Source organism: Lishizhenia sp. (genome assembly GCF_033720595.1).
Lineage (GTDB): Bacteria > Bacteroidota > Bacteroidia > Flavobacteriales_D > Crocinitomicaceae > Lishizhenia.
The window spans coordinates 1-10908 of record NZ_JAWWCF010000101.1 but is presented as its reverse complement, the minus strand read 5'-3'; the positions used below and the strand labels follow the sequence as shown (position 1 = coordinate 10908).

Here is a 10908-nt window from a genome sequence, read left to right as displayed (position 1 = left end):
GGATCTGTACCAGCAGGACAGATTAACGATGGAGATGTATTCTCTCACACGTTTACATTCAACTACAACCATGCTGAATGGTTCCCTGGAGATATGCACGCAGTTGCTTACTTCGTAAACAAAAACACAAACGAAATCTTCAACGCTTACGAAACTTCTATTACTGGAGCTGCAAGTGTTGAGAATGTTGAAGGAAACAACAACATTAAAGTTTACCCTAACCCATCAAACGGTATCTCTAACCTTGCAATCGAATTGGAAAACAATTCTAACGTAAGTGTTAACGTTACTGATGTTTTAGGAAATGTAGTTTACACGAAAGCTGCTAGCGATTTAGCGAACGGTACAAACGTATTGCCTATCGACTTAACGTCTGAAGCAAATGGTATGTACTTTGTTAACGTTACAGTTGACGGTGTTACAACTTCAATTAAAATGAACGTTTCTAAATAATATTTAGAAAAATCTTAATAAGAAAAGGGAAGTGCCTAGCACTTCCCTTTTTTCGTGATAGGAATTAAAGAATAATCAAGATTTTCATTTCTTCAAAGAAAACAATAGACCTATCTTTGTTAGGCATTAAAACAAACTATAAAAAATAAACCATGAGAAAAGCAGGAATAGGATTTTTAGCATTTGCGTTAGTATTCGCAATTACATCATTTACATTTTCAAATGATGAAGGAGGAAACAAATCATTACCTTCAGTGGATATTCAAAATATGAAAGGAGAAACGTTCAATACTCTGGACATAGCAAGTCACGACGGTCCGGTAATCATTAGCTTTTGGGCTACTTGGTGTTCACCATGTAAACGAGAACTTAACACTATCGCTGAATTATATACTGATTGGCAAGAAGAAACAGGAGTAGAACTTTACGCTGTATCTATTGACGACGAGAGAACAAAAAGTAGAGTTGAGCCTTACATCAATGCTCAGGCATGGGATTACAATATCTTATTAGATTCAAACTTCGATTTTAAAAGAGCAATGGGAGTGAATAACGTACCGCATACATTCATCGTAATGAACGGTAAAATTGTATACTCTCACAATAACTACGCTCCAGGTGATGAAGATGCGATTTACGATAAATTATTAGAATTGACAGCTGACGCTGAGTAATCCAACCCATCTTTATTTACGATTTTTACGATGAAGAAATTCTTATTGACACTTGCTATCGCATGTGGTTCTGCGGCTATTGCCCAAAACGACATGGGAAACATAACAGGTAACTTAGAGTCTACATTTCAATATTTAAGAAACGATCCTTTGATCGATGCCAATCAGCCACCTGAAAAGGCATTGATTAACTCTTACGCGAATATCTTTTACACCAAAGGTAATTTTAGCGCTGGAGCCAGAGTTGAATCTTACCTTCCAAGAATCCAAGGTTACCCGGATAGATTCTCTGGTACTGGTGTAGGTTTCAGATACATAGGTTATAAAACAGACTTTATAGATCTTACCATAGGTAACTTCTACGAACAATTCGGTTCTGGAATGATATTCAGATCTTATGAGCAGCGTGCTTTAGGTTATGATAATGCCATGGATGGAATTCGTTTGAAGCTTAATCCTTACAAAGGTATTCGAATCAAAGGTTTTTGGGGTAAACAAAGACTATCTTTTACAGATGGAAGAATCATTAACTCTGCAGGTCTTGTAAGAGGTTTTGATGGTGAAATCCACGTAAATCAAACCTTTGATAAAATGAATGACTTTCCAATTGACATTCGATTGGGAGCACAATTCGTAAGTAAGTACCAAGAAGACGATAACGATGAATTAATCTTACCAGAAAATGTGGGTGCATACGGAGCTCGCTTTGGTTTGAGATACAAAGGTTTTTATCTAAATGGTGAATACAACATTAAGGAAAACGACCCTTCTTCAGATAACGGTTATATCTACAATAACGGTCATGCTGCCTTAATTAATTTTGGATATTCTCGTAGAGGTTTAGGTATTGTGTTGTCTGCTAAGTCAACAGATAACATGAGTTTTAGAAGTGATAGAACCAAAGATTTGCAAGATGCTTTGATTAACTTCTTACCTCCAACCAACAAAACGCATACGTATAACTTAGTTGCTACTCTTTATCCTTATGCTACACAGCTTTTAGGAGAAGTAGGATACCAAGCTGACATTATCTATACGGTTCCAAAAAAATCAAAAATTGGAGGTAAATATGGAATGCCAATAAACATTAACTATTCTATCATTAACGGTTCGTTACAGAGCGGTGAAGGTGTTAGTTCTGGTGATTCTTTGCAACGTTTAAGACCGTATACGAATACACCATTTGCGACTTCTACAAATAACTACTGGCACGATTTCAACATTCAAATTAAACGTAAGTTTAACAAGAAATTTTACGCTATTGGTTCATACTACAACATCTTAATTAACAACGATGTTATTAAAGTAACCGATGACGCTAAAGGGAAAATTAATGCCCATATTGGAGTACTAGAAATGGGGTACAAGATTAATCGTAAACACAGTTTAAGAGCTGAATTCCAATCATTATTTGTGAATGATGTATACGATAAATCAGAAGGAAAAGAGGTGCCACAGGATAAAGGAAACTGGGCTACTGCTTTAATTGAATATACAATTTCTCCAAGTTGGTTTGTAAGTGTTATGGACCAATACAATTATGGAAATCCAGTAGCAAGTAATAGAATTCATTACATTGTAGGGTCTGTTGGATACGTTAAAGGTGCAACTAGAATCATGGCAACTTACGGTAGACAAAGAGCCGGTTTATTCTGTGTGGGAGGTGTTTGTAGATTTGTACCAGCCTCTAATGGTTTAACCGTTAGTCTTACTCAAAGTTTCTAACCCTAAAGAATTATTAAAATGAAAATACTTATAGCATTATCAGTCTTAGTTCTTGTATTCACAGCATCATGTGATAAGGTAGAATTTCCAGTTCAGCCTCAAGTCTCTAATGATTTTGATACAACTTTATATCCTGGAAATTTTAACACTTACTACAATACAGAGTGGCCTAATTTCGCGGAGAATACGAATACAAATAGAAACGTACTTATTGAAGACTTTACGGGACATAGATGCCCCAATTGTCCACCAGCTGCAGACGAAGCAGTAAACATTGCCAACAATAACCCGGGTCGAGTGGTTATCGCCTCTATACACGCTGGAAATGATCAAAATGACGGTATCGTACAGTTTCAAGAAACAAACGCTGATTTCCCAGAACAATTTTACAACGACATCGTTGTTGAATATGGTAAGTTTTTCGCCAATGGTTACCAATTCGTTGGTAATCCTCGAGGTACTGTAAACAGAACACCTTTCGATGCAAATGACGATAAATCATTGTTTGGAACAGCAGCAATATGGGGACAGCAAACATCTGCAATTATTTCTGCGAATGACCTTAAGGTAAATTTACAGTCTAAAGTAAACTACTTCTCGCAAAGTCATGCAATTTACTACCACTTAGAGGTAGACCTATTAGATCCATCTATCAAAGATGAGATTAAGGTAGTTAATTACTATGTAGAAAAGAAGTTTGTAGCTCCTCAAAAATACTTTGCCAATACAATTACAGATTACGAACATCACAACATTGTACGTGATGAGTTATCTAAAGCTGCTTTTGGTTTAGATCTATCATCAGCTGAAATTGACGCGGCTAAACCTGATAGATATTTAATGAACTACAGTTATGAGTTACCAGCTGATAAGACAGCGGACAACTCCATGGTTATCTCTTATGTGTACAACACAAACACATTAGAAGTCTATCAAGTGATAGAAACGGAGATTCAACCGTAATAGAATTTGTTTTAAATGCATAAAGCGTATCGATTTCGGTACGCTTTTTTTATTTCTGTTACCTAGCCGTGCCTTTAAATCTTTTTAACAATTCCTGTTTAAAAGTTTAAGTGACGAATAAAAAAGGGACTCGATTATTTTACTAAATTAGGAGAAGCAAAAAAAGGCAATAACCATGTTAGAATTAAGTAAGAAAATTTTGAAAAAAGTTAGTTTTGATAAGCTACTTTTTCAAAAGGAATTAAAAAAAGCACTAAAATGGATTACGGATGCTGAAGAAGCTAAAATGTTTAAAGAATACTGCATTAAAGAATTTTACCACTTGCATCCAACAATCATAAAGAAAACATTTGCCCTTTAGACTAAACCCACTATTAAGAAGACTTTAGAAAATTTACATTTCTTTTAACGCCGTTAAGCTTAGTTCGTTTAACGGCGCTTTTTTTGAATATCTCTCTATACACCTCCTCTGTTAAATCTTCCCAGTCCGACTTATTCATCTGCAATAATTGTTCATGAGGGTCAAAAGCAGGAGTATTATGGGGTTTAGAAAATCGGTTCCAGGGACAAACATCCTGACAGATGTCACAACCAAACATCCAATCCTCCATTTTACCTTTAAATTCATGCGGTAAAATTTCGTCTTTTAATTCTATCGTAAGATAACTAATACATTTGCTTCCATCCACTACGTAGGGTTCTACAATTGCATCTGTGGGACAAGCATCTATACAGCGCGTACACGTACCACAGTAATCTTTAATCGGACCATCTGGCTCCAATTCTAAATCCAATATCAATTCTGCTATAAAGAAAAAAGAACCGCTTTTGGTATTGATTAAATTGGAATTCTTACCTATCCAACCCAAGCCACTCTTTTTTGCCCATGCTTTGTCTAACACAGGAGCACTATCCACAAACATTCTTCCCCCTACTTCACCTATTTCATCTTGTATGAACTGAAAAAATTCTTTCAGCTTCTCTTTGATGACATGATGATAATCTTGTCCGTATGCATACTTGGATATTTTATAGGTGTTTTCAGGCTGTTTTTCGGCAGGATAATAATTCAACAGTAAAGAAACTACACTTTTAGCTCCATCCACCAGTAAACGTGGGTCTAAACGCTTATCAAAATGGTTCTCCATGTAATTCATCTTACCATGGCGTTGATCATTCAACCATTTCTCAAGACGTGGCGCTTCTTCATCCAAAAAATCTGCTTTGGATATACCACAAAAGAAAAAGCCCAAATCACGGGCTTTTTCTTTTATTAATCTTGTATGTTTTTCTTTACTCAAAATAATCCTCCTTGAGACCAACCTATATCCTTGCCCAAATGGGTATACGCCAGTTCGGTTACCTTACGCCCTCTTTGGGTACGTACTAAATATCCCTCTTGAATTAAAAATGGTTCGTATACTTCTTCCAATGTACCTGCATTCTCTCCAACCGCCGTAGCAAGCGTGGTAATACCTACTGGTCCTCCGCTAAATTTATCGATAAGAGTAGTTAATATTCTATTATCCATCTCATCCAATCCATTTTTATCCACATTCAATGCTTCTAAAGCATAGTTGGTAATCTTTAAATCAATTTTACCGCTTCCTTTGATTTGAGCAAAATCACGCACTCTTCTTAACAAGGCATTTGCTATACGCGGTGTACCTCTACTTCTACTTGCAATTTCATATGCTGCTTCATGATCAACCGGGATACCGAGCAAATCACATGATCTCTCCACTATAAGCGTTAGTGTTTTAGCATTGTAATACTGCAAACGAGAACTAATACCAAAACGTGCACGTAACGGCGCTGTAAGCAACCCAGAACGTGTTGTTGCCCCAATAAGTGTAAACGGATTTAAGGCAATTTGTACTGTTCGTGCATTCGGTCCAGAATCTATCATGATATCTATCACGTAATCTTCCATTGCTGAGTACAAATACTCCTCAATTACCGGACTTAACCTATGAATCTCATCGATGAATAATACATCTCCCTCTTCAAGGTTCGTTAACAATCCAGCCAAATCCCCTGGCTTATCCAATACTGGACCAGAAGTAACTTTAAAACCTACACCTAATTCATTGGCAATAATGTTTGCCAAGGTCGTTTTACCTAAACCTGGAGGTCCGTGCAATAATACGTGATCTAAAGGTTCTCCACGTTTCTTTGTAGCTTCAACGAATATCTCAAGATTTTCCAAAATCTTTTGCTGACCGGTAAAGTCTGAAAAAGCTTTCGGTCTTAGCACCTTGTCTATTTCTTGATCGCTGGTTAGCTGCTCACTTCTATAATCAAAATCTTCTTCCTCCACTAAAAACGCTTTGATGTAAAAATAAGAAAGCCCTATCAAAGGATAGAGCTTTCTTACAAATATTTATTAACTATTACTAGTGTTCTTCTTCACCTTCCATTAATGGAGTTGTTTGAGGAACAAAATCCTCTTCCATTCCTGGCTTAGAGTAATCGTAAGGCCATCTGTGTACCGTTGGTAATTCACCTGGCCAGTTACCGTGAACGTGCTCTACAGGAGTAGTCCACTCTAAAGTATTCGACTTCCAAGGGTTCTGTGGAGCAGCTTGTCCTCTGTAAATACTTACGAATAAGTTAAACAAGAAAACAATTTGTCCTAATGCTGCGATGATCGCGAAAACAGTAATGATAACGTTTAAGTCTAAGATCATTTCGTAAGCTCCTTTTGAGAATCCTTCGTAAACACTGTAATCGTAGTAACGACGTGGCGCTCCTGCTAATCCAACAAAGTGCATTGGGAAGAATACCCCGTAAGCTCCAACGATAGTAATCCAGAAGTGAACGTACCCTAAACGAGAGTTCATCATCTTACCATACATTTTAGGGAACCAGTGGTAAACTCCAGCAAACATTCCGAATACTGCAGACATACCCATTACAATGTGGAAGTGAGCAACAACGAAGTAAGTATCGTGTACTGCGATATCCAATGCTGAATCGGCTAAGATAATACCTGTAACACCACCTGTGATAAACGTAGATACTAAACCTACAGCGAACAACATTGCTGGCGTGTAAGTGATAGATCCCTTCCATAAAGTAGTTAAGTAGTTAAATACTTTTACTGCTGATGGAATTGCAATCAATAATGTTGTAAATACGAACACAGATCCTAAGAATGGGTTCATACCTGTAACTAACATGTGGTGACCCCATACGATGAATGATAGGAAACCAATAGCTAAGATAGAACCAATCATCGCTCTGTAACCGAAGATAGGTTTTCTTGAGTTCGTAGAAATAATTTCTGATGATAACCCTAATGCTGGTAACAATACGATGTATACCTCAGGGTGACCTAAGAACCAGAATAAGTGTTGGTACAACACTGGAGATCCACCTACATTCTCTAACATCTCACCACCAACGATGATATCTGATAAGTAGAATGAAGTACCCATTGTTCTATCCATCAATAACAATAATGCTGCTGATAATAAAACTGGGAAAGATAATACCCCTAAGATTGCTGTTACTAAGAACGCCCATATTGTTAATGGCATTCTCGTCATTTTCATTCCAGTTGTTCTTAAGTTCAATACAGTTACGATGTAGTTCAAAGATCCAATTAATGAAGATGCAATGAAAATAGTCATCGATGTTAACCACATTGTCATACCTAAACCTGAACCAGAAACTGCCTGTGGCAATGCTGATAAAGGAGGGTAGATTGTCCAACCTGCCATCGCTGGTCCCGTCTCAATAAATAAAGACGCAAACATGATTAATGAAGACAAGAAGAATAACCAGTATGACAACATGTTTAAGAAACCTGATGCCATATCTCTTGCTCCAATTTGCAATGGAATAAGTAAGTTAGAGAACGTTCCTGATAAACCACCTGTTAAAAGGAAGAATACCATTAATGTACCGTGAATTGTAACCAAACCAAGGTACATTTCATTATTTAATATTCCGTTTGGAGCCCATTTCTCTCCTAAGAACATACTTAAGAAGTCAGACGACTCACCTGGCCATGCCAATTGTATTCTAAATAGAATAGACAATAACATTGCGACCAATCCCATGAATACAGCAGTCATTAAGAACTGCTTACCAATCATTTTGTGATCCTGGCTAAAGATGTACTTAGATACGAAACTCTCTTCGTGATGATCGTGTCCGTGATCTGCTCCGTGCGCTACTGCTGCCATTTCTAATCTTTTAATTTTATTATTATTCTTACTTTTCTTCTGTATCTAATGAAGCTTCAATTGCTTTATAAGATTCTAATAAAGCTTCTCTTTTCTTCATTTGTTCCGCTTTCTCCGCAGCTGATAAATTTGCTGGATCAGCATCGTATCCGAAGTAAGTCTTCCCATTGTACGTTGTTTTGTTCACTTTCCAGTTGTAGTACTGTTCAGCGTTCATTACACGTACAGGCATTTTCATGTTGTAGTGAGATCCACCACAAATCTTGTTACACATTAAGATGTACTCAAATTCCTCATCGTTCATCTCATCACGCATTTCTTCCGTCGTGTAAATCGGCTGGAATTTCATACGTGTTTCCATTCCTGGAACAGTGTTCATTTGTGCTCTAAAGTGCGGGAAGTATGCAGAGTGAATTACATCCTTAGAACGGAATGTGAATTCGTAATTCTGACCTTTTAATAAAACTAAGGTATCTGCAAAGAAATCGTTCGCTGCTAATGCATCTAAAGAATCGTTGTGTGTGATTCCCATTTGCGTTAACAATCTGTGCAATCTTTGTTTAACACCTAATTCGTTCGTTAATTTTTCTCTTTCTTCAACACTCATAATCACATTAGGATCATTTAAAGTTTCTTCTAAAACTTTGATTGATCCAATCTGACCGTAATCCATTGAGTCTCTAGCTGCATCGATATTTGCCTGGCTTACCAAAGCAAATTCATTTTCAGCTGTTGTCAATTTGTAGTCATATGCTCCTAAGGTGTTATCCATTCCAGAGTATCTTGCTTTCCAAGCAAACTGCCAAGAGAAAACCTCTACTCTTTCAGCTTCTGGTGCAGATTCATCTGTAATATCATTCCAAGTTCTTAAACCTAAGATGATGATTACAGCCAACACTAAAGCTGGAATAACTGTCCAAATTGCTTCTAATTTATTTGAGTGAGCAAAGAATACTGCCTTTACTCCTGGTCTCTTCACGTATTTCCAAGCAAATACAAACAATAATGTATTTGTTAAGAAGAATACCGCGATAATAATCACAAAGTTCAAGTTCAATAACCAGTCAGTTCCTACACCATGTGTAGAAGCTGCAGGTCCTCTTCCTGTCCAACCGAACTTTAACATCAACCATATAAAACCTGCATAGAAAAAGATCATAAACGCCAACATTAAGTTCGCATTTAATTTGTTATCTCTATTCGGAATATCCTCTTCCTTGCGTCCACTGTGCTTACGAGAAAGTTCGTTCAATCTTACCAATTGAGCTACCCCTATTACTCCTAAGACAATTACAATCAGTATAACTAATTTATTTATCATTGCTTCTTAATTATATCTTTCTACTCCTGTTTATTATATGTCGTGATGTAATGATTCATCCAAGAATGGGTGATTCACTGCTACCAACGGCGCTTTCGTTAAGTTTGTTAATACAACTCTCACGAAGAATCCTAAGCATAATACAGCCATACCCAAGTCTAATAATCCAACTGAAGCTTTTGGTCCAATTGTTCCTGGCATAACCATTACCCATACATCTAACCAGTGACCTGCAAAGATGATTAATCCAACGAAAGTTAAAATTCCTGCGTGTCTCTTCGCGTCTCTTGACATTAAAATCAACATTGGGAATGCGAAGTTAATGAAGAACATACCGAAGTACAAGAATGTAAAGTTATCTCTTCTAGTTAAGTAGTAAGTAACCTCCTCAGGGATGTTAGCATACCAGATCAACATGAACTGAGAGAACCATAAGTAAGACCACAAGAATGAAGTTGCGAATGTCCATTTACCTAAATCGTGAATGTGAGATTCGTTTACTTTTGGTAAGTATCCTTTTTTCTTAAGGTATAATGTCAACGTAACCAATACAATCATTGTTGAACACCATGTACCTGCGAAAGTGTACCATCCAAATAATGTTGAGAACCAGTGAGTGTCGATAGACATGATCCAGTCCCAAGAAGAAGTAGAACTAAAGTAAGCGAAGAACACTAAGAATGCCGCTCCTTTTCTATAATTCTTAAAGTGAAGATCTACTGCCATATCAGCATTTTGATCTTGTAGTATACTTCTATTTTTGAATCCTCTCCAGAAAATAAGGTAGATACCCATGTAAGCTAAAGTTCTGATCCAAAAGAATACTTGGTTCAAGTAAGCAGATTTACCACTTACTAAACTATCGTGAGCTACTGTATCTGGATCCATCCACATGTAAACATGTCCACCGTGTGTAAATGATAAAGTCAATAATGTAATCAACATCATACCTACACCGAATGGTAAAAATCCTGCTACCGCTTCAATTACTCTTTTAATTACAGCATACCATCCTGTTTCTGTAGCGTATTGTAACGCCAAGAAGAACAATGCTCCCAATCCTATTCCGAAGAAGAAGAAAGAGTTCACGAGCATGTTACTGTAAATCTTTGTACCTAATTGGTGATCTCCCATCGCCATAATAACGCCAACAAGCGTAAACACTATACCAACCGCCATTAACACGGTAGTTAACATTTTGGCTTTATTTGAAACTTGAAATTCCATTTTATCCTATCTTGTTTTTGTTATTATTAATGATGATCAGCTTCTGCGTGAGCATCTTCTACTACTACTGTAGAATCAGCCATTACTGGTTCTGCTACTGGAGCCGCACCTGCTTCTGGCAAATTCTTCATATAATCGTCAAATCTGAATTTGTTTACGTAATGTACCAATGTCCAAATTTGCTCATTGTTTAACAAACTCGCGTGAGCTCCCATTGCTCCTTTACCGTAGTAAATAGAATAGAATACTTGTCCGTCTGCTAAATCTGTTTTCGTTTTGTAATCAGGAACCCCTGCATACGCACCGCTTTCAACCATTGGTCCGTTACCATCTCCCTTTTCACCGTGACAGT

The 10908-nt window shown here is 37.1% G+C and carries 10 protein-coding genes and 1 pseudogene; 5 read left to right on the top strand and 6 right to left on the bottom strand.

Annotation, left to right across the window (positions count from 1 at the left end):
• The 5 genes from R3333_RS08565 to R3333_RS08545 all read left to right on the top strand — a co-directional run.
• On the top strand, window positions 1–453 hold a 453-nt coding region (locus R3333_RS08565; protein ID WP_318958372.1), incomplete at its 5' end, for a T9SS type A sorting domain-containing protein.
• Window positions 454–605: 152 nt separating this feature from the next.
• Window positions 606–1127: a TlpA disulfide reductase family protein gene (locus tag R3333_RS08560; protein ID WP_318958371.1), complete on the top strand. Its 522-nt coding sequence runs from the start codon at window positions 606–608 to the stop codon at window positions 1125–1127.
• Between the two features lie 30 nt (window positions 1128–1157).
• Complete coding sequence (locus R3333_RS08555) at window positions 1158–2852, top strand: DUF6029 family protein (RefSeq protein ID WP_318958370.1); 1695 nt, start codon at window positions 1158–1160, stop codon at window positions 2850–2852.
• An 18-nt stretch (window positions 2853–2870) separates the two neighbouring features.
• A complete protein-coding gene (locus tag R3333_RS08550; protein WP_318958369.1) occupies window positions 2871–3815 on the top strand; it encodes an Omp28-related outer membrane protein in 945 nt (314 codons plus the stop codon).
• Window positions 3816–3990: 175 nt separating this feature from the next.
• A complete protein-coding gene (locus R3333_RS08545) occupies window positions 3991–4176 on the top strand; it encodes a hypothetical protein (RefSeq protein ID WP_318958368.1) in 186 nt (61 codons plus the stop codon).
• Window positions 4177–4189: 13 nt separating this feature from the next.
• Here R3333_RS08545 and queG read toward each other — a convergent pair whose 3' ends face one another.
• The 6 genes and pseudogenes from queG to R3333_RS08515 form a co-directional block, all read right to left on the bottom strand.
• The gene (gene queG, locus R3333_RS08540; protein WP_318958373.1) at window positions 4190–5119 is read right to left on the bottom strand and encodes a tRNA epoxyqueuosine(34) reductase QueG; all 930 of its coding nucleotides are present in this window, start codon (window positions 5117–5119) and stop codon (window positions 4190–4192) included.
• The gene (ruvB, locus tag R3333_RS08535; protein ID WP_318958367.1) at window positions 5113–6135 is read right to left on the bottom strand and encodes a Holliday junction branch migration DNA helicase RuvB; all 1023 of its coding nucleotides are present in this window, start codon (window positions 6133–6135) and stop codon (window positions 5113–5115) included. The genes queG and ruvB overlap by 7 nt, the downstream gene beginning before the upstream one ends.
• 76 nt (window positions 6136–6211) lie before the next feature.
• Complete coding sequence (locus R3333_RS08530) at window positions 6212–8008, bottom strand: cbb3-type cytochrome c oxidase subunit I (RefSeq protein ID WP_318958366.1); 1797 nt, start codon at window positions 8006–8008, stop codon at window positions 6212–6214.
• A 28-nt stretch (window positions 8009–8036) separates the two neighbouring features.
• Window positions 8037–9329, bottom strand: a complete 1293-nt coding sequence (locus tag R3333_RS08525; protein ID WP_318958365.1) for a cytochrome c oxidase subunit II — start codon at window positions 9327–9329, stop codon at window positions 8037–8039.
• 33 nt (window positions 9330–9362) lie between these two features.
• A complete protein-coding gene (locus tag R3333_RS08520; RefSeq protein WP_318958364.1) occupies window positions 9363–10556 on the bottom strand; it encodes a quinol:cytochrome C oxidoreductase in 1194 nt (397 codons plus the stop codon).
• A 26-nt stretch (window positions 10557–10582) separates the two neighbouring features.
• Window positions 10583–10908: pseudogene (locus tag R3333_RS08515) on the bottom strand (c-type cytochrome); the annotation flags it as partial.

Coding starts and splice junctions, on each gene's coding strand:
- R3333_RS08560 (WP_318958371.1), top strand. CDS start 606: ATGAGAAAAGCAGGAATAGGATTTTTAGCATTTGCGTTAGTATTCGCA.
- R3333_RS08555 (WP_318958370.1), top strand. CDS start 1,158: ATGAAGAAATTCTTATTGACACTTGCTATCGCATGTGGTTCTGCGGCT.
- R3333_RS08550 (WP_318958369.1), top strand. CDS start 2,871: ATGAAAATACTTATAGCATTATCAGTCTTAGTTCTTGTATTCACAGCA.
- R3333_RS08545 (WP_318958368.1), top strand. CDS start 3,991: ATGTTAGAATTAAGTAAGAAAATTTTGAAAAAAGTTAGTTTTGATAAG.
- R3333_RS08530 (WP_318958366.1), bottom strand. CDS start 8,008: ATGGCAGCAGTAGCGCACGGAGCAGATCACGGACACGATCATCACGAA.
- R3333_RS08525 (WP_318958365.1), bottom strand. CDS start 9,329: ATGATAAATAAATTAGTTATACTGATTGTAATTGTCTTAGGAGTAATA.
- R3333_RS08520 (WP_318958364.1), bottom strand. CDS start 10,556: ATGGAATTTCAAGTTTCAAATAAAGCCAAAATGTTAACTACCGTGTTA.